The organism is Streptococcus sp. 27098_8_69 (assembly GCF_041432445.1).
Classification (GTDB): domain Bacteria; phylum Bacillota; class Bacilli; order Lactobacillales; family Streptococcaceae; genus Streptococcus.
In genome coordinates this window covers 57583-76507 of record NZ_JAPVZO010000001.1, presented here as the reverse complement: position 1 = coordinate 76507, position 18925 = coordinate 57583, and the positions used below count along the sequence as shown (strand labels likewise).

Annotated in this window: 18 protein-coding genes and 2 pseudogenes; all 20 read right to left on the bottom strand. The window is 34.4% G+C overall.

The window, feature by feature from the left end; genetic code table 11:
• Positions 1–77: 77 nt before the first annotated feature.
• Positions 78–1907, bottom strand: coding sequence for an SAG1250 family conjugative relaxase (locus tag O3658_RS00400; protein WP_371558879.1), 1830 nt, complete (start codon positions 1905–1907; stop codon positions 78–80).
• A complete protein-coding gene (locus O3658_RS00395) occupies positions 1894–2259 on the bottom strand; it encodes a MobC family plasmid mobilization relaxosome protein (protein WP_000401235.1) in 366 nt (121 codons plus the stop codon). Before O3658_RS00395 ends, O3658_RS00400 begins: the two co-directional genes overlap by 14 nt.
• 4 nt (positions 2260–2263) lie before the next feature.
• Complete coding sequence (locus O3658_RS00390; RefSeq protein ID WP_000817506.1) at positions 2264–2620, bottom strand: SAG1252 family conjugative relaxosome accessory protein; 357 nt, start codon at positions 2618–2620, stop codon at positions 2264–2266.
• A gap of 294 nt (positions 2621–2914) precedes the next feature.
• Positions 2915–3205, bottom strand: a complete 291-nt coding sequence (locus O3658_RS00385; RefSeq protein ID WP_001080186.1) for a DUF5960 family protein — start codon at positions 3203–3205, stop codon at positions 2915–2917.
• Complete coding sequence (locus O3658_RS00380) at positions 3195–3560, bottom strand: hypothetical protein (protein ID WP_265502675.1); 366 nt, start codon at positions 3558–3560, stop codon at positions 3195–3197. The genes O3658_RS00385 and O3658_RS00380 overlap by 11 nt, the downstream gene beginning before the upstream one ends.
• Positions 3557–4972 carry a Y-family DNA polymerase gene (locus O3658_RS00375; RefSeq protein WP_371558878.1) on the bottom strand — a complete coding sequence of 472 codons (1416 nt, stop codon included), beginning with the start codon at positions 4970–4972 and terminating at the stop codon, positions 3557–3559. The genes O3658_RS00380 and O3658_RS00375 overlap by 4 nt, the downstream gene beginning before the upstream one ends.
• Before the next feature lie 2 nt (positions 4973–4974).
• Positions 4975–5658, bottom strand: a complete 684-nt coding sequence (locus tag O3658_RS00370; protein ID WP_247934198.1) for a LexA family transcriptional regulator — start codon at positions 5656–5658, stop codon at positions 4975–4977.
• 254 nt (positions 5659–5912) lie between these two features.
• The gene (gene pezT / locus O3658_RS00365; RefSeq protein WP_371558877.1) at positions 5913–6683 is read right to left on the bottom strand and encodes a type II toxin-antitoxin system toxin PezT; all 771 of its coding nucleotides are present in this window, start codon (positions 6681–6683) and stop codon (positions 5913–5915) included.
• Positions 6683–7159 (bottom strand): type II toxin-antitoxin system antitoxin PezA, encoded by a 477-nt coding sequence (gene pezA, locus O3658_RS00360; RefSeq protein WP_261029171.1) that lies wholly within the window; start codon positions 7157–7159, stop codon positions 6683–6685. The genes pezT and pezA overlap by 1 nt, the downstream gene beginning before the upstream one ends.
• Positions 7160–7229: 70 nt before the next feature.
• Positions 7230–7502, bottom strand: a complete 273-nt coding sequence (locus tag O3658_RS00355) for a hypothetical protein (RefSeq protein WP_037612719.1) — start codon at positions 7500–7502, stop codon at positions 7230–7232.
• Positions 7503–7539: 37 nt separating this feature from the next.
• Positions 7540–7923 carry a DUF5945 family protein gene (locus tag O3658_RS00350; RefSeq protein WP_002933294.1) on the bottom strand — a complete coding sequence of 128 codons (384 nt, stop codon included), beginning with the start codon at positions 7921–7923 and terminating at the stop codon, positions 7540–7542.
• Positions 7920–8153, bottom strand: coding sequence for a DUF5965 family protein (locus O3658_RS00345; protein WP_000152419.1), 234 nt, complete (start codon positions 8151–8153; stop codon positions 7920–7922). Before O3658_RS00345 ends, O3658_RS00350 begins: the two co-directional genes overlap by 4 nt.
• Positions 8154–8203: 50 nt before the next feature.
• Positions 8204–9289: a DNA primase gene (locus tag O3658_RS00340; protein WP_371558876.1), complete on the bottom strand. Its 1086-nt coding sequence runs from the start codon at positions 9287–9289 to the stop codon at positions 8204–8206.
• A 9-nt stretch (positions 9290–9298) separates the two neighbouring features.
• A complete protein-coding gene (locus O3658_RS00335; RefSeq protein ID WP_000933083.1) occupies positions 9299–9940 on the bottom strand; it encodes a hypothetical protein in 642 nt (213 codons plus the stop codon).
• A 247-nt stretch (positions 9941–10187) separates the two neighbouring features.
• Positions 10188–10370 (bottom strand): glutamate synthase, encoded by a 183-nt coding sequence (locus O3658_RS00330; protein ID WP_240149465.1) that lies wholly within the window; start codon positions 10368–10370, stop codon positions 10188–10190.
• A 120-nt stretch (positions 10371–10490) separates the two neighbouring features.
• A pseudogene (locus O3658_RS00325) lies at positions 10491–10955 on the bottom strand (TraX family protein); the annotation flags it as partial.
• Between the two features lie 196 nt (positions 10956–11151).
• Positions 11152–11387, bottom strand: a pseudogene (locus O3658_RS00320) (ATP-binding protein); the annotation flags it as partial.
• 613 nt (positions 11388–12000) lie between these two features.
• Entirely contained in the window at positions 12001–12291 is a 291-nt protein-coding gene (locus O3658_RS00315; RefSeq protein ID WP_176139593.1) for a DUF5966 family protein, read from the bottom strand.
• Positions 12292–12304: 13 nt separating this feature from the next.
• A complete protein-coding gene (locus O3658_RS00310) occupies positions 12305–12589 on the bottom strand; it encodes a DUF5962 family protein (protein WP_054421519.1) in 285 nt (94 codons plus the stop codon).
• 74 nt (positions 12590–12663) lie between these two features.
• Positions 12664–18894: a DEAD/DEAH box helicase family protein gene (locus tag O3658_RS00305; RefSeq protein ID WP_371558875.1), complete on the bottom strand. Its 6231-nt coding sequence runs from the start codon at positions 18892–18894 to the stop codon at positions 12664–12666.
• Positions 18895–18925: the final 31 nt, after the last annotated feature.

Below are 18925 nucleotides of genomic sequence, written 5' to 3'. Positions count from 1 at the left end.
ATAGTTATTTTCTTATTTTTAAATATGTGACAAATTGGCACATGAAACTATTCTATATATACTTTTTAGGAAACTGTTTACTCTAAATGTATCTCATTTTCCTCAATAGATTTCATATTTTGTTTTTTCTTATATTTCTTTATTGTTTTATTAAACATTTCAAATAAATTTATTGCTACTCTATGTTGTTCCTTCAGTTTTTCAATTCTTCCTTTATAGAAGTATAAATCCTTCTCTATTATATCTACTGAACTTTTACCTTGAATACTATTTTCTAAATTGCTAGAACCATTTGTCGTATCATTCAACAATACTTCTTCTAAATTAGTTAAATCATCAATTTTATTTTGGACTTGTTCAATCTTATTCTCTAGAAATGATATTTGGGCAATGAAATCATTTGTTATATCTTCAAAATTATTCGGACTATTTTCCGCAGATATAAGAAAATCTAATTGTTCTATTTTTTCTTTAATTTTGCTAAGAGGAATTCTTCTATATATATACTGCGGTTCATACTGAAGATTAAATTGCCTAATCAAAGTTTTACCTTTCATAAAGCGATTTTTTTCTGCTGAATCTTTATGGTATACATAGTAAGAACTAGTTTCTCTGAGAAATACTTTAACTTTTTCTTCTTCCATATTTATTTGAATATTTGGTACAAAAATAAGTCCTTCTTGTCGGATGCCAAACTGTACCTTAATGTACATTCCATCGTCTACTACTTCTTCTATTTGATTAAGATTCAACTCTACCTCAAACTCATGAACTGCATCCCTATTTCTCTTGAAATCTTGATAGGATTTCCATACCACCTCTTCTGTCGGCAACTCTTGTTCTTTAATTAGCTTTTCTTCATTGTAAAGTTCAACTAAATTTTTATTATCTAAGACAACAGTTTCATTTTTGTTATTAAAATAGTCTTGAAAATAACTAACACTATACCGATTCGTTTTTACCAATTCCTGCTCTGAAATCTTAATCTCATCAAATTCAAATTGAACATGTTTTTCTTTAGGAATTATTTTTAATCCAAAAAATTCTGCTCGTTGAATCAATTCATTCATATTCTTCATTTTCGGAAGTAAAAATTCTAAGATGTTTATGATTTCCCTTTGAACAAACTTTTTCTTAAAATATGTTTCATTATAAGGTTGTTTTCTATTCAATTTATTATCACGCACCACCTGTTTCATAGTTGAATCCGTCATAAAAAAGGTGGCATGCTTGCGTCTAAAATCAATTTTTAAATTTAAAGCTCTAGCTTTTTTCTTAAGATCTTCAAAATTTTTCGAGTTCTCGATTAGAAAATATACCCGTTGTTTTATTTCATATCTGTAATTTGTTTTGCGATAAACTTCATACTGACGATGCGAATAACGATTTTCTATAATTTTTGCCCCTGCAATTTTTGAAAGACGATCAGAAACCATTCGTAGATTACGTTCTGACTTATAATCCCATAGAAACTTTTTATCAGAATTCTGATCAATTGAATTTAGGATGATGTGATTGTGGATATGATCTTTATCCATATGAGTTGCTACGATAAAACGAAATCTACCTCCTGTCAACTCTTTAACTGTCTCATAACCAATCTGATTGATTTGTTCGGGAGTAAGATGGTCATCTGGAGAAAAGGACTGAATGATGTGATGAGAATGAATTTTTCGTTGATTTACTTCTTGCCTATCATGACGAAATTCGTAAAGACTATCATTACTTAAAAAATTATCATTGTACATCTTCACTAGTTCTTCATAACTAGGAAAATCTAAATAATTTCTCATTCCAAAATCTGAAACTAGTGTTAGGTTTTTTGTTTTACTTGGATTCAAAATATATTTGATTAGTTTACTACGATAATTTTTTCCATGAATCGCAAAGTGTTTAGTGATGACCATAAAATTTCCTCAATTTTTCAGATTGAATAAGAAAATCTTTCTCCACTTCTACTATTAACTCTTCTATACCTTTTCTCAACTCATTTAATTCAACTTCCGTTATTAAATTAGAATAATTTATGCTCCTAGCTATTTGATTAATATTATTTCCTATTCGTTTTAATTCAAAAATCAAATCTTGATAACTATTTGTATCAATGGTGATAAAATTCATACCAGGATCTAGTAGAGTTCGTCTAGCATATTCTGAGAATGATAAGCAGTTACTTTTTGAGATATTTTCATTCAATTTGACTAATTCTAGGTCAGATAAAAAGACCTTTTTTAAATTTGTTCTATATCGGTGCTCCACTCTACTACCTCATGTATTTGTTACGAAAATCTTCACTAAGAGGACCTGTTTTTTCTACCTCTTTAATTAATTCCTGAATACAAGTTAACAAAATAGAAACATGTTCGTGAGTAACCTGATGATTTGTTTTAGCAATTATGAATACTTCATGAACATCACGGCTAATTTGTTCCAACTTTTGTTTTTTCCAAAGGTTGAACCATTTTTCCATCTGTTTTTGTCCATCAGATAATAGTAAGCTTTTACGGAGAAAATCAGAAAAATTATCCTCTCCTTTCTCTCTCATTAAATCTAGTATTTGTTTTTCTTCCGTTTCTGTTAAGCGAAATTGTTTCCGAATACTACGTATATCTCTTTTCATATGATTTATCCTCTCTCATAGATACTTGTACTGACAATGTAAGCTTACAGACACTGTCAGTACGTTTTACAAAATAGATTCAACATTTTTGTAAGGCTTTGCGAGCTCAGATATTGTGTCCACAATATCCCAAAAATCATATCGCCTGCCATTTCAAACCTCACGGTTCAAAAAACAAACGATATGAAAATGTGGTGACACGCCCCCAAACCCCCAAGATAAATCTAAATTAAAAAAAGTATAACAAATACTTTTTGATAAAATTATCACAGAAAAAAGAGCCCTGTCGGACTCTTACAAACTAAAACAATGTCTCTGATATTCATACTGTCTAATGCCACTACTGTCTTTGTTCATCTTGATAGAAAAAACAAAATAATGGTCACGACCGTCTAAAGATTTGCTTTTGTTAAGTTTAAAATAATGTTTTTGAGACATAGCCATTGTGCGTAAAATGTCATCAGTGATAAATGTTAATGGTATATCTAGAGCAGAATACTTATAAAAATCTGATTCAAACCGTAAATAGGAATCAGAAAAATAATCTAGCTGCAATTTATCGTCATATAATTCTTTACGATTCATGTAATTCCTTCCCTTCTATCTGGATATCGAGTATATCTGCCCATTTTAATCGAAGAAAACCAGTGTCTGATTTAATAGATATAAACTCTTTTCCAATCTCTTTAACAATACCCGAGACTACTTTTCTTTGATTAGAAAACTTAAAAACAAAAGTTGCAGGGAATACATTCGTATAAAGTTGACGAACAAATAGAACTTTCTCCTCCATTGATTGGGAAATGGAGATATCTTCTTTATTTTTTTCTTCCCAAAGAAAACTTGAATGTTCTGACAAAAAGAATCCCATCCACTTTGCCATCCCACGATCTTGATACTCTCTTGCAGACATAAAAGGTAAATAAGAACGATTCATCATTTTAGTCCATCTAATCCTCCAGCTGAATGACCACCAATGAGTTTGCTTCTAGCAATGGTTCTAGAAGCTTGATCCAGGGCATTTCCTTTTAATAGTGAAATGAACCCAAATTCTGTTCGAATAGCATCGATTGCGGACTGGAGCCTTTCTTCTTTTTCTATTTTTTCAATATCATCAAATAATGAAATCAATCCAAAGGATTCATCCACTAAACCAGAATAGTTAACCGCAACATTCCTGATAGCTCCTGAAGTATATTTAGTGTGAAATAACTTTAAAACGTAGTTTGTCAGTAGTGCTGTTTGATTGGTTGGTTCAATTTTCATTTGAGTATTGATAGAACGCTTTTGTTCCACTTTAGAGTAGCCTAAATGTATAGAAACTACTGTTGCTTTTTTACCAGCTCTTCTCAATCTAACTGCAACTTGTTCTGCCATCTCACGAAGTATAATTTCAATGTCTCTTTGTTTAATATAATCTCTTGGTAAAACTTGAGAGTTCCCTATCCCTTTTGACTTTGGCTTATAAGGTTTATGAACATTACTTTCATCAATCCCATTGGCGTGGAACCATAACTCTAGACCCATGATACCAAGCTCTTTTTTAATCAAGTCAGGATTAGCCTGAGCCAATTCTTTAATCGAAAAGATACCTAAATTATGTAATCTATTCTCCATGCGATTTCCAATTCCCCAGAAATCTGTCATTTTAGGAATAGTCCATACTTTCTTTTCGACATCCTCATAGGACCAATTGGCTCTCATTGTCGGAGTCTTTTTCGCTTCATTATCTAGTGCTAACTTAGCTAATAAGGGATTGGAATTAGACATGCCTACAGTTGAATAGATTCCAGTTTTTCTCCAAATCTTTTTTTGAATAGCAGCCGAAATAATATCTAATTTATCTTTCCTACTAATACTTTTATCTGGTACAAAATAATTTAATGAACTTGTTAAATCAATAAATCCTTCATCAATTGAGTAGGGATAAATATCATCTGGTGCTGCAAAATCTTGAAAGATTTTTTGAATCTCCATGTTGACAGCAATGTAAGTATCCATTCTCGGAGGAACAATCACGGTTGATTTTGCCCATTCCTCTATATAGCGGACATAGTCTATCGTTGTCGGTAAACCTTGCTTCTTAGCATTATAATAAGAGAATTTGCGAGTCTTTACATCAAATGGTAAATCATAGGAACGTCCAACGTTCGACTTTCCAAAGACCTTTTTAAACATAGGAGAGGAAGCAAGGATTAAACCCGCAGAATTATCTGCACGACTCATAACACAAAGCGAAGTCTTAAGTGGGTGTAATCCTCTATCTACACATTCTACACTTGCGTAAAAAGATTTCATATCAATAAAGGCAATGTCACTTTTAGGTTCGAGACTATAATCAAACCAAATCATACTCAGTCCTCTAAAGGCATAAAGTTCCCAACTATTTTCCCTATAATGCGAGGATTCTCATCATAAGGCGCAAACTTATCTGAATAGTTCCGATTGAGTGAAACTAAACGAAGCCCATTTTCTTCACGATACACTTTCTTAATGTATGTTTGACCATCCCAATCTATGGCATAGATAGCCCCGTCATAATCAAATCCCGTTTGCTTAATAAGGGCTACAGAACCATCTTCATATGTCGGTTCCATTGAATTTCCAAACACCCATGATGCAAAGTCATAATCAAATTGATGATTAAAATAAACTGTATCGTAATTACCATCATCAAAATAAGCTGTTCCTGTACCAGCTGATAATTTTTCGTAAACTTTATAAGCAAAACGCTCAGGAATTTCTACAACCTTCGCATTCTGTTTGTTCAACAGTTCTGTAGCATAATGAAGTGTTGCTTCTTGATTCCTTTCCGTTAGTTTGAGATAGGTTTCTACTATTTCATACTCTGATTCAAAATATCGAGGGTCTACATTCAAAATCTCACTCAATCTGCTTAGATTATTTTGATTCGGTTTTGTTTTACCTGATTCCCAATTAAAGTACGAAGCTCTACTAATTCCCAAACTGGATGCAAGTTGAGATTGAGATAATCCTTGACTTTCTCTTTTTTCTTTTAATTTAGTAGGTGAAAACATTTGTTCTCCTTTTGTAAGTTTATTAACTAACAAAAGGATACCATAGCTTATTGAAAAAATCAAGAGTTTAATAACCCCCAAGATTTAAAATAATCATAAACTGTGCTTAATTTGTACTTATATTGCTAGGAAACCATCACTTAAGAAAGTTATAACTTTTGAAAAAGATAAAGAACAAGCAAAAATAGAAAATAAAAAAAGGATCGTTATTTTTTAAATGACGATCCAATAGACTATATTTTAAAACTCATGACCTAACAACCATTTCGATTAGTTAAATCTATCAATCTTTCTTCTCCTGATTTAAGCATCTCTTTCTCCACTTGATTCCATTCTCCAAATAGTAAATCATGAAGAACGGTTGCTGCTGAAGTTGTATTTTCTTTTGAATCATATACACAGCTTCTATCTCGTTGATAAATTTGAATTCTTTCAAAGATAGCTAGTTCTTCCAATTGCCGTGTATTATCAACTAGATGATTTACAATGAAATCATGATGTTCTTTTGGAGTTGCGCGTGCTTGATTTGGATTGATAGCGTACAGTTCTTCATATCGGATAAGGGTGCTCAGATAGGACAGTTTAGGCTTTGTCGCAATCAAAGCTAATTGTACTTCATAGCCCTTATTTTTCAAGAGTTGTGCTGTTTTCTTTGGAACATCAACTGTTCGTAAAGTTCCCTCTATCAAAAGATTGTATCCCAAAGTACTCAATTTTGTTACTAAAGACTCTACCATTTTGCCTGCAAAATCTTTGGTGTATTCTACACTGTCTTTGCCATATTCTTGCTGCAGTTCTAAATAGTGTGGATGCTGAGAACGAAAACTATCGCCATCTACGATAACAATATTTCCTTGAAATTCTTTCTGTTTAATACGATGAATTGTAGTCTTACCGGCACCACTTTGCCCTCCAAGCAAAATCGCTATAGGTTGTTTACTGGACTTTTTTCCTCTTGTCAGAGAACGAAGATTCCGTGCTAGAGCATGTTTGAATTCACTATCAGTATAATCTTGGATTTCCATTAGGCTACCATCCGTTTTTCAGATATCTCTAACATGCGTTCAATTCCATCCAAATAGCCACTATATCTCTCTATTTCATCAAAAGTTTCTACCAAATAGATATTCGTATGAATCAAGTCAGATAGATCATCACTCATTAAAATCCAAGGATTAGATTCATCATCAACGCTAATTCCCTGACTATCTTGATAACGATAGAGTCGAGATAATAGATTAGCACCTCTTTCTTTCACAATTTCAATTTTTAAAGTCAATTCATAATCTTCAACAGGATTGAGCATTTTATCTTCTCCTACAATATCGACATAAGATACATTAAACTTCTGACAAATGATGTCTATTAATTCGGTAGAGACTGAACTCGTTCCATTTTCATACCGGCTCAAGCTATTTCGAGAAATTCCTACAATTCGGGCAAAGTCGTCTTGTGTTAAGTCATGTGTTTTACGTAAGGATTTTATGTTCTTTCCAATCATGGCAAACTCCTTTTATTTTTATACCACCATTATATCATTTAGAAAAAGTAAATGCACCATTTTTGGTGCATTATTGGCTGTTTTTCCTAAATCTCTCTAAATTCTTTTCCAATTGTTCCTTATGAAGTTGATTCTTAGCTTCCTTTAATGTGTCGTCCAAAGTTTCTTCTCTATAAGTTGCTTCTGTTTTTAGTTGTTCTGATCCTTGATCTGGAGTGAAAATGATATCTAACAGTCGGTCTATTTTTTCAAGATCTTGGACAGACATATCAGATAGTCGATGAATTAGCTTCTTAAATACATCACTATTGTCTTGGTTTTTCTTAAAAAGTTTTGTAAACATCTATAACCTCTAAAAAAAAGCAGCCTATCAGGACTGCTTAGTGTAATTCGGAAATCGCATCATAAATTGACTGCAATTTCTTATTGTCTTTATTCTTTGTGTCAATCAACGTATGTAGCTCTTCAATTTTCTTTTGACTACTTTGAATATCGCTATTGTTATCCGCAATCAGTCTTTTAAGATGTTGCTGATAACTTGTAGTGATATCTGTCTCTTTTCCTGTTCTAACCTCTGTAACTTTGGGTTTAGAACTAGAATTTGATTCCGTCACAGGTGCTTGTTTGCGCTTTTGAAAAGCTGCTTCATAATTTACATCATTACCTCCTTGATGATTTCCAAATAAGGCCGCAATTTTATCTGGATCTTCTTGATTTTCTGATTTACTTTCTAATGGTTGATTAAAATTCCAATCTTTTGTCATTCACTCATTTCATCCTTTCTAAATTCAGAATCATCGAATTGTCTTTCTTTACCAAAGGCATGGTCAAGAGCTTCTTCAAAACTCATGTGACTAATGCTTTGACGCCTTTTGAACGTCGCAAACATCGCTGTCTCCAGTTGCTCTTTGTAAGCAGCGAGTTTTTCTGTCTCTCTTGCTACCTTACTTTCTTGCCTAGTGACCTTTTCTTCTAAGCGTTCAATAATGGTCATATACGATCCTCCTTCATTCTAATATTAGCTAAAACATCTTGATTTTGTTATCACAATTCTAAACATTGAGAGGATTGTCTTACTGGTTGATTCCCCAATGTCTCTTTTGCAGTCTCAATCATCAATTGTAAATCTGATTTCTTTTCTCGAAGAATATCGTTCCAGTCTCGTTTTTCTTTCCCATATTCATTATCAGGTAAATTCAGTAAAACAGGAAATCCTGATTGAGATAACTTATCAGAAAAATCTTTACCTGCATCATCACAATCTACTGCCAGTGTCAATAAGTCAGGATGATTATCAAAATAGCTGGTTGTATCACGAATTGTATTGATTAAAGGCAGTAACTTTGAAGGTATTACTGTATCTAAAAATTCCAATTTCTGATTTTCTTCAGCTATCAGTCGTAAAGTTTGATAAGCAACAACAGACCTTTTTAATCCCTCCATAGATACCAAACGAACATCAGATAGATTTTGTTGATGTAGCTCGTAATAGCTCATCAAGTCGATAAACGATTCACAAAAGACCAGTCTATTTGGTTTACCAATGTCAAAGGATATTCCAACATGTCCATGGCTTCCTTTTAGAATCGTTTTTAACCTCTCTCTAGGAAGAGAGTGATTCTTATATATCCCTTGGAGACTTGCTGCCTGCAGTATGTGACGATGATCAAAGCTTTTAAAAACAATAACAGGTTCAACTGTTTCATTTGTTTTCCAGCTAGCTTGTGCTATCAAACCTTGTTGAATCATCCTTTGTACGATTTCTTCTGCGATTCCTCTACATTCTGTTAAATAATATCTGGCCAGACTACAGTTAGAATCTTCTATTCTCTTTAAAGGATAATAAAATGGTCTCTCTCTTTTTGCTTGAACAGCTTCTTTTTGAAAAGGTTCTTCAGAAAGAAAGGCTAGAGCTTCTTTAAAGGAAATTCCCTGAACAAGTCGAACAAAATCAATGACATCACCTTGAATATCTCTTGAAAACCATTTAAAAGTATTGGTAGTTGAAAAAATCCGAAATGAATCGTGTTCAGGATGTTCATAGACACTGCTCGAAACTTGTTTAAAGGAGATACCTAAACGATTGGCTACATCAAGAATTGAAATTTGCTTACATTCTTCTATTTCCATGCAATATCATCATTTTGTCGTAGTATTTGGCAGTGATGGAACAGATGAGGATTCTTCCAAAGTTTTGGGAGTGGCCTTATCCAAATCATCTAACCCAGATTTCCAAACCTGTACTTGGTTGACCAATAACTTACCAGGTAGTTTAGAATAGGATAACTTAACTGTTCTTGTTTCTGTCTGATTAGTCTTTGATTGGTTGGCATTCTTTAAATCAGATACATAGGTTACATTATAAGAGACCATGGCAATAGCTTGATTCGTAGTCTGATTGACAAAGATATCTGCTTTTTCAAAATGATAATCCAAAATATAATCTTTATAAACTTGGTTCATGGCATCATTTTGACTTGACAATTCTTGAGAATAAGCCGATTCAGTCATATAAGGTTGAATACGTGTATTATTTTCTCCGAGCTTTTCTTTCGTATAGTACTGAGTCAAAAATTCTTTTACAGTATCCGATGACAAAATGCTGGCTTTATCTTCTGCTTGTTTGTCCTCTACAAGTTTAGCTGCAGCCAATTCGATTTCTTTGCGACTTTGTTTAGCAGTAGAATGTTGACCAGCAGTATATCCCATCATGAGAATAAAGCTAGTTGCGGCTACTGCTCCAACACTAATTAAGGCTTTAGTTTTGACTTTATTTAACATCTTAGACCTTCTTTCTATAAAAACTAGGTCAAGAATAACAAAAAGAACTTGTAAGTTTTATCACATAATGAGTTAAACATATCTATTAAAATTTTAACATCTATATCCTCTCATACACATTATATACCTTACTACAACCTTCTTCATAAAACCATGGTTTAACTCCCCATCCTTTCTAAGCTACCTAGCGATAGTCTAACTCTAAACTAGATCGTTAAAACACCTCAGATATACAACATCATCATACCTAATGCGTTGATCTTCTTCCACTTTCATCTGATTCACCAAGTTCCATTGTAATAACCTTTACACCAGTTACTTTCCCACTCTCATCACGCAATACTTCTTTAATATTCTCTAAGAAATGGAATGTAACACCTTCATTGTGTGCATCTTTGATTTGTAGTGTAGCTTCTAGTATATTGTTCATATGGTCATCATTCTTTTGTTTTAGGTTTCAGCGCTTTTAATATAATGGATGTTGGCCTTTTTGTATACACTAAAATAGGGTTGGTGGAAAATTTCCATCAACCCTAAAAATTATAGAACCCATAAATGGAATCATAGACATGCTACCTTCATAGGCAACACAGGCATAAATAGAAATTAGAAGAGCTAAAAATACTTTGATAATTTTTGCAAAACTTTGGTTAATCTTTAATTTTTCAACTGGGAAAGTCCAAGTGTTTAGAGCCAACACACCGACTGCCAGAGTATAGAAAATGTTGTTGTAAATAACTAGACTTTCTTGCTGAAGGAGAAGGTTTAACCCAAAATTTCCAGCAAACATGATTCCAGCCCACAGGAAGAGTCGAGCATTATATTTGAACCGATTCCTTGTATGAAGGAATCCTTCCACAGCCATAAAGGCAAAGAAAGGACCTACAGCACGTGTTAACACATGGAAAATATCTTGCCACAATGGTGGAAGTAGACCAGGAATAAGGTATAAATGATCAAAAACCATGAGAATCATAAAAAATGTTTTAAGTTGAAAAGCATTAAACTTTTTCATACATCACCTTTTTATCTTTTTTTAAAAATTATATCAGAAATATTACTGCTATATCTTACAGTTAACTTACATTTAAAATGGTAATCTTACAATTTTGTAAGACTAATATTTTTTATCTGATTGAGGCTTTTTTCTCATCAAACTGAATCCTAAAGAAGAGCTTGAAAGAAATCTCCCAAGCTCTTAGTAATTCCTCTCATCCAAAGACTAGGTTCACTTGAGCAAATCTAATTCTCACTGTCGTTCCTTTTCCGACCTCAGACTCGATACGAATCTGGTGACCTAGTTCTTCAGAAATTTTCTTAGATAGAGGCCAAGTCCAGATGACTGCTGGGTTAGGCGGCCATTATATCCTGAGAAACCCCGTTCAAAAACTCGGAGGACATCACTGTTTTTCATTCCGATTCCCGTATCCTTGATACAGAGATCTTGAAGACACTGGATATTATGTCTTTAATTAGTTGAATCTCCTACATGAACAAAACTATAAAGTTTACACCTATAACCCTTTGTTAATCAAGTAGTTTGCCAAATCATTATCAATTCATTAGACCAAAACTGATAAGAAAGATGCTAGTATCACCGCTTATAAACTTCTTTCTGACACAATCCATGAGCAATTTCAATCTGTTTTATCTTCTCAAAAACAAGTTACCTTTTGACTAACAAAAAGTGATGAAAATAATGAAATTGACACAAGATTACATTTAGTTTGTCTTACCATTTATTTTTGAACCTCATATCCTTAAAAGTATCAAAAGGGAATATTTTTGTTTCAATCTATTTTAGTACAAATTAAAACATTTATCAGTTTTCAATAGCAGAGTGATTTAAAAAGACAAGCACCAAAACTGATGTTTGTCTTTATGATCTTCTTTGAAAAAGCTGTTTCTCTTTATTTAAGATAATTTTCTGATCCTTTATGAGCTTTTTCGATTGCTTTCTTGCTCCCATTTAGTCTTGACTTTTTCAAACTGTTTGTTTGTCACAGTGTTTTTTAAGATTTCGGAAGTTTGGCTTGAACTTTCTGAAATTTGCTCAAACGTTAATATCCCCTCTTCCACTTGTATCCTGCCCAGCATGCTAAAGCAAGTAAAACTAAATTAAAGATGATAAAGAAAGTCGTAAAACCAAATAATCCATTTTGAGCTAAATCTGCCGTGTAAAGTTCAGTTTCTGTAAAGAGAAGATAAATTCCATAGCCCTCCACGAAAATAAGAAAACTGACAAAACCAATCAGGAAAAGTCCACTGGCAATAAGAAAGAGCCGCCATAAAAGAATGAGTATTCCTCCTACTGCTAAAAAAATTACTGGGATAAGGAGTAAATCATTCATGACTTTCTCCTTTCTAGACAATAAATTGACGATAATGAGTGGCAAGAGAGGAATCAAACTCTTCTAATTTTTGAACTAAGTCCAAATACTCCTCCTTTTCATGTTCTTCAAAGTCCACACTTCGATGATTCTGAAGAGAGATTTCCAATTGACTAGTGAGTTCTCGTTTAGAAAAACTGTAATCCCCCGTCACTTCCTCATAATGTTCCTTTAGCTCCTTGTAGGCTTGGTATTCTTCAGGCGTTTGAAATCCCTGTACCAAAGCCTCTTCTAATTGATAATAGGTATCTTCCATCATAATTATTACCTCGTTTCTTTCTATCTTTATTTTACCGCGCTTTTCTTTTCTTGTCCGCTATTTGTATCTATTTTTTAATCTAATTCAAAAGAAAGTTGTTCTTGCTTTTCTTTTCCTTTTTCGTGGAATTGTCTTAAGGCCTGATCAATAATATCTAAATCCGTTTCTGTTTCAATCAATGGTGCGAGTACATCGTATTCGGCCTTTTTTGTTTGATAATCCTCTTCCTTTGGAAAATTTTTCTCAATTTCTACCTTAGCAGTAGTCCATTTATCCTTTAATTCATCCAATAAGTTCTGAGTTTTCACTTGGTCCTCTTTAATGTGATCAATCGTATGCTGAAGCCTTTGAATGGTCCCTAAAGGAGAATACAAATCTAAACTGACAGAATATTGATTTTCTCCTACAATCTTAACAGAGAAGGTTTCAGGAAGAGGTTGATTTATTGGAAGACTAAGCATTTTAATGTCAAATCCTCGATAGCTTGCTAGGGTACGAAATTCTTTGCTGTCAGCTTGATTATGACGGATAAGACGGTGTAGGGATTCCCCTGCTTCAGCTCGTTGATCAAAAGCTTGTTTACCTACCCTCATAGAAAATGCCTGGTCTTTCGACATTTCAGACTGTTGAATGTCGCCTTCATACTTGCTTAATCGTTTCTCAAGAATGGGCATATTTTCTTCACAGTAGGAGATTGTATGACGATAGTGATCCTTGCTGCGTTGAAAGGCGCGTCTTTGATTTTCTAATAGAGTTAGATCATTCTCTAGTTCCATCTTATATTTGAGATAAGGATTACCTGTTGCTAGTGCCTTAAAATCAGAAGCTGTCATGGTCTGCTCATCAATATCTTCTGCAGCACGAATCGGCTCCTTAGAAGTCATAATCTGCTTAATATAACGGAGTTTGTTCTCCTGAGTTGCCCATAGATAATTATCAAATGAACCTTTGGTAATGTAGTGGTAAATATCCACTTCCTTGTTTTCATTTCCCTGTCGGATAATACGTCCATTGCGTTGCTGAATGTCACTTGGTCTCCATGGCACATCCAGGTGATGAACTGCTTTCATCTTGCTCTGAACATTTAAACCTGTTCCTCCTTTTTCAGTTGAGGCAAGGAGAATCCGCACCTCTCCTGCATTGACCTTTCGAGACAAGCTATTCTTCTTTTCATCACTATTGGCATCATGTACAAAGGCAATTTCCTTACTAGGGATTCCTCTATCAACTAATAAAGCCTTTATTTCAGAATAAACATCAAAGCCATTATCCTTTTTCTTAGGTGTGCCAATATCTGAGAAAATCATCTGAGTAGCCTTATTTCCCATTCCCTCACGATAAATTCTTTCAACATTATCCACTACCTGAAGCAGTTTATGATTATCTGCTAGACTATAGCTAGAGTCCAATAAACGCATATCAATAGCTAGTTTCCGTGCCTCACCTGTTATCTTTAACATGTTATCCTGACTCGGATCAACTGTTCCACATTTGACCATATCTGACCTCATAACTAATTCTTCTAAATAGAGTTTCTGGTTTTCAGTTAACTCACTCTCAATAGGGATAATATGAGCTTCTGGAACAGGTAAATCCAACATATCTTGTGTTTGAATGTCTGCTGTTTCTTTATAGATTTTCATCAACTCAGGTAGATTGACAAACTTTTTAAATCGTTTCTTAGGCTGGTACTTATCCCCTGTAGGAGCTAATTCCATAGAGTTTTGAATTTCTCCAAAAGCACCTACCCAAGAGTCAAAATAATCAACTTGATAGCGTTTTAAGATATCTGGTTGAATATAGTTCATCATAGTATATAACTCACTAATAGAATTGGAAACAGGTGTTCCTGTCGCAAAAACAATATTCTTAAAATCATGTTCTTCCTGAATCTGTCGAACCTTCATTTCCATATCCACGTTCTTCTTAGAGGTTGTATTGGTAATCCCTGCTACATTTCCAAGTCCAGTAATTGGACGAATATTTTTAAAGTGATGTGCTTCATCCACAAAGAGAAAATCAATTCCTAAGTTTTCAAAATCAATAAAACTATCACGATTAAAGCGTTGCAGTTCTTCCAATTGTTTCTCTAGACCACTTATTGATTGCTCTGCTTCTTTAACAGTATACTTATTTTCAGAATGTGTTTTAATCTCTCGTAGTTCATTGAGTTTATCCTCGATATAATTCATCTGTCTTTCCTTACTGACAGGGATTTTTTCAAATTGAGAATCCCCAATGACAATGGCATCGTAATCTCCTGTAATAATACGCGACACAAATTGTTTTCTTCTCGACTTCACAAAATCTTTCTTAGTGGTCACAAAGACCTTTTTAGTAGGGAAAAATTTCATGATTTCTTGGCCAAATTGAGCAGACAAACTAGAGGGCACCACATACAAGGGCTTATGAACCATGCCCAACTCCTTTAATTTAAACCCAGCACCAAGCATGGTCAAGGTCTTTCCTGAACCTACCTCATGAGCTAACAAGGCTCTTTTTTCTTCTACGATTCTTTGAATGGCATTCTCTTGGTGAGGACGAAGACTGATGTTTTGTGCCAAGCCATCAATGACTAGATGGCTACCGTCATACTCTCGACTAACCGTTCGATTATAAAGACGATTATAGCTTTCCTCAATGACTTGCTGGACTTCTGGATACCGTGAGACAAATTCTTGAAAGAGCTCTTGTAAATGCTGCTCTTTTGCTCTTAGAACAGAGGTTTTTTCCAAATCTGTGATGGTCTTTTTCTTTTCTCCTTCCGTAACAGTCATGGTAATCGTCGGTTGGTTCGAATTAAGTAAATTCTCAAAAATCTTTCTTCCTGTATCATAACGTGACCCACTAACTCCAAGACTACTGTCTTTGGCACTTGGATAGCGATAAGCAAATGATGTCTTTAAATGAACCTGGCCATCGACAGGATTCACTTCAATGACTTGTTCAACATCAGGCGAAGACAATTCAAATTCACGATTGGTAAAACATTCAAAGGCAAATTTACCATAAACGGATTGAGGAATCCAACGTGACCCTATTTTAAACTCAATATCTGCCAGATGAATCCGTGGAGGGCGAACAGACTCTAACAAATCTAAAGCATGGGACCAGTCACATTCTTGGTTGTTTTCCTCCACTAATAGTTGAACTACTTCTATCTTGTTGAGAATGTCTCCTGATAAAAACTGGTTCTTAGAAAGATATTTTCTTTCTCCTCTTAAATAGCTTTCTGGATCCATTAAAACCTGATCACCTAACTCATCTAAAATAGCAGCTTGGCTATGTTCGGGATAAATTGATACCATATAGTCTAAATCAACCCCTCTACCATCCGATAAACTAGAGTTTAAGGCATCTAGAGCCGTTGATACTCTTGCAATCACTCTCTCCGGCCTAACCAATGCTTTCTCAAAGGCTAAAGATTTTTTATATTTTACTTTCTGATCTTTAGAATCAATGTATTCATCTTCTAAACTTGCAAGCAAAGAATACTTATCGTCACTATCAAATAAGTTCCGATTGACTGAGGCATTCAAGTATCCAAATTGACTTACAAAGCGGTCATAGTCACGATTGAGTTTACTAAGTAATACCTGAAAATCTGTCCGACTATAATCTTGATGACGTTGAATTTCAATTAAGGATTGATAGGTCTCTCTCAAATCAACCATTCCCTTAATGCGACTAATATCCTTATCCGATAAGGGACTTTCATAAAAGACAGTTTTTTTGAACAGTCCCTTATATTTCCCCCTTTTACTCGCTTCTTCTGACTTGTAAACATCTAGTGCTTCCTCATCAGTCAAATGAAGTTGCACGAATCGGTCTATTTTATGTTCAGACAAAGAACTGTCCCAAGCTTTAAACTCTCCCTTCTCGTCTACATAATAACTAATTTCGTCTACTTTTGAACTTTTCCGAATGCCATGTGTATCTCGGTAATAAATTTGATTTCCCTCATATCCAAAAGAATAGAGCGCTAAGTTCTCACGAATACGACTTGGGATAGAATGATCCACTTTTTCTTGGATAAAAACAGGTTCTTTCAAAGAATTGTCAATTGGTTTAGGTGCCTCCACATTCTCTAATGCTTCCATGATGTCAGTAGTGAATGTTTCTGATTCCCCCTTAACATTGAGAGTTCCTCCATTAAAATTGCGTACCTCATATTCACCCAAAACTTGTGTATTGTATTTCCCATCAAAATAAGGATTGATCCAGACACGCTTATCCTCCTCAAAGGGAATAGAGCCACTAAAGACAAGCTCCTCCTCATGAAGATTCTTTGCTTGATCCTTTTGAAAGAAGAGGAGGTCTGTGGTCACTCGAGTACCTGCAATCTTTTTAAAAGCCGTATCCGGCAAACGAACTCCCCCTAAAAAATGAGTGCTCGATTTAATCTCTTGTAAGACATTATCCGTCCGCTTATCCATTGTGCCAATAGATGAGATAATCGAAACTTGTCCTCCGTCTCTTACTAAATCAAGTGAGTGTTTGACAAAGTAGTCATGAATCATATAAGGTCTATCATAATTTTTATCTGCAATGCGAAAATTTCCAAATGGTACATTCGTTAAGACTAAATCAAAACTATTATTTTGATAGGGAACTTCTTCAAATCCTCGCACTTCAATATGAGTATTGGGATGAAGTTGTTTTGCGATTGCGCCTGTCACACTGTCTAATTCAACTCCATAGAGTTCTGATTTCTCTCGTATACTTCTAGGCATCGCCGCAAAGAAGTTCCCAGTCCCCATAGAAGGATCTAAAATTCTTCCTCCCTCAAAACCATCATCCAGTAATTTTTGCCAAATCTGGCGAATAATCATCGGGTCTGTATAATAGGCTGTGAGAGAACTTTGTTTCATGGTAGAGTATTCTGATTTACTTACTAAGCTCTTAAGAGTTAAACGTTCTGCCTCATACTTTGGATTGAGTTCATCAAAAAATTCATTGGCAAGACCACCCCATCCAACATACTTGGCTAGTAGTTCTTGTTCTTCTGGACTTGCTTGTCGTCCCTCTTTTTCTAATCTTTTAACAAGTTCAATTGCGGCGATATTCGTTTCAATCTTTTCTCGATTTGTCTTAGGATAAAAGTCCTCTAAATCATCTGGAAAAACAAAATCTTGAACAGGGACATCCGTCTCTTTTATACCCGAAATTAAAGGTTTTGTTTCCTTGTCCTTATCCTTTTCATTTTCATTTTCTTCTTCCAGGTAGGAAAACAAATCTATTTCCTGACTTTTACTTGATGAATCAATCTCAATCTCTGAATCTTCTTTTTCAAGTTCTACGAGAGACAATACTTGTTCAATCTCTTCCAAAGTGTTCAAGTATAAGATAGGATTCTCTTCAAATAACTGGTTGGAATCATTGAATAACTCTAGGCGAACTAAGTCATTTAACTGTGCATTTTCAATCGAAACCAACTGAAATACTTGTCCTTTATAACTTACTTGTGAACCGATTGGATATTCCCTCAAAGCTTCTTCTACAATTTTATCTACTTTAGATAGGGAATGAACTTCCACATTTTCTTCTACCTGGTCAATATTATCTAAAGGTAAGACCGCTTCCTCTACTTGCTTAGATTTTTCGCTTCTAGCCTTTACATCATCAAAATGAGTAATAATCTTCAGCTTTTGTGTCAGTGGTAGTTGTTGGTAGTTTCCTTCATGATGGACAAGATCCGTAACGGTATCTAAAGTAGCCATCAATTCTGAACCCAAATAGGCTAGAACATCTCCCTCTTTTTCTTCAAAATGAATCTCAAGAACCTCTTTTTCTAGTTCTTTGGAATCAACCATTAGAAGAAATTCCTCTATATCTCTACTAATGCGGTCAGATAGATTATTCGCAACCCGATAAACATTGACTAAATTGACCTCCTGATTCTGATGACATACAAGCTCACTTAATGGTGTTAGCTTTTCTTTTTCAGATTGGATGTAAAATCGAGTGGAAAGGTTATAGGTTGCGACTTCCAGAACTAAGTTTTTCTCAAAATTACTTAATTGAGATAATTTACCTAGACCCGCTTGCCCAAAATTTCTTGTGTAACTTTCTAAATCTTGGTCATTATTTTCAGAACTGGCCTCTAGGAAAGAAACAATATCTTGATGAAACGAATAGACATGAGGTATCTCTTCTATCTTACCCTCTTCAGCCAAAAAACTCTCTACCAAGTCCTGCCATTTCTCATCAAAATGTTGCGCTTGATATCGAAGAAATAGGTCCATTTTCTCCCTATCTTTTGGAATTGTTCCACGAAACATAGCCAATAATTGCATTACTTCCATACTCGCTCCTTTCATCTATACGAAAATAGGA

Coding starts and splice junctions, on each gene's coding strand:
- O3658_RS00330 (WP_240149465.1), bottom strand. CDS start 10,370: ATGAACAATATACTAGAAGCTACACTACAAATCAAAGATGCACACAAT.
- O3658_RS00375 (WP_371558878.1), bottom strand. CDS start 4,972: ATGATTTGGTTTGATTATAGTCTCGAACCTAAAAGTGACATTGCCTTT.
- O3658_RS00370 (WP_247934198.1), bottom strand. CDS start 5,658: ATGTTTTCACCTACTAAATTAAAAGAAAAAAGAGAAAGTCAAGGATTA.
- O3658_RS00380 (WP_265502675.1), bottom strand. CDS start 3,560: ATGATGAATCGTTCTTATTTACCTTTTATGTCTGCAAGAGAGTATCAA.
- O3658_RS00400 (WP_371558879.1), bottom strand. CDS start 1,907: ATGGTCATCACTAAACACTTTGCGATTCATGGAAAAAATTATCGTAGT.
- O3658_RS00310 (WP_054421519.1), bottom strand. CDS start 12,589: ATGATGGAAGATACCTATTATCAATTAGAAGAGGCTTTGGTACAGGGA.
- O3658_RS00355 (WP_037612719.1), bottom strand. CDS start 7,502: ATGTTTACAAAACTTTTTAAGAAAAACCAAGACAATAGTGATGTATTT.
- O3658_RS00385 (WP_001080186.1), bottom strand. CDS start 3,205: ATGAATCGTAAAGAATTATATGACGATAAATTGCAGCTAGATTATTTT.
- O3658_RS00315 (WP_176139593.1), bottom strand. CDS start 12,291: ATGAATGATTTACTCCTTATCCCAGTAATTTTTTTAGCAGTAGGAGGA.
- O3658_RS00350 (WP_002933294.1), bottom strand. CDS start 7,923: ATGACAAAAGATTGGAATTTTAATCAACCATTAGAAAGTAAATCAGAA.
- pezT (WP_371558877.1), bottom strand. CDS start 6,683: ATGGAAATCCAAGATTATACTGATAGTGAATTCAAACATGCTCTAGCA.
- O3658_RS00345 (WP_000152419.1), bottom strand. CDS start 8,153: ATGACCATTATTGAACGCTTAGAAGAAAAGGTCACTAGGCAAGAAAGT.
- O3658_RS00390 (WP_000817506.1), bottom strand. CDS start 2,620: ATGAAAAGAGATATACGTAGTATTCGGAAACAATTTCGCTTAACAGAA.
- O3658_RS00340 (WP_371558876.1), bottom strand. CDS start 9,289: ATGGAAATAGAAGAATGTAAGCAAATTTCAATTCTTGATGTAGCCAAT.
- pezA (WP_261029171.1), bottom strand. CDS start 7,159: ATGATTGGAAAGAACATAAAATCCTTACGTAAAACACATGACTTAACA.
- O3658_RS00305 (WP_371558875.1), bottom strand. CDS start 18,894: ATGGAAGTAATGCAATTATTGGCTATGTTTCGTGGAACAATTCCAAAA.
- O3658_RS00335 (WP_000933083.1), bottom strand. CDS start 9,940: ATGTTAAATAAAGTCAAAACTAAAGCCTTAATTAGTGTTGGAGCAGTA.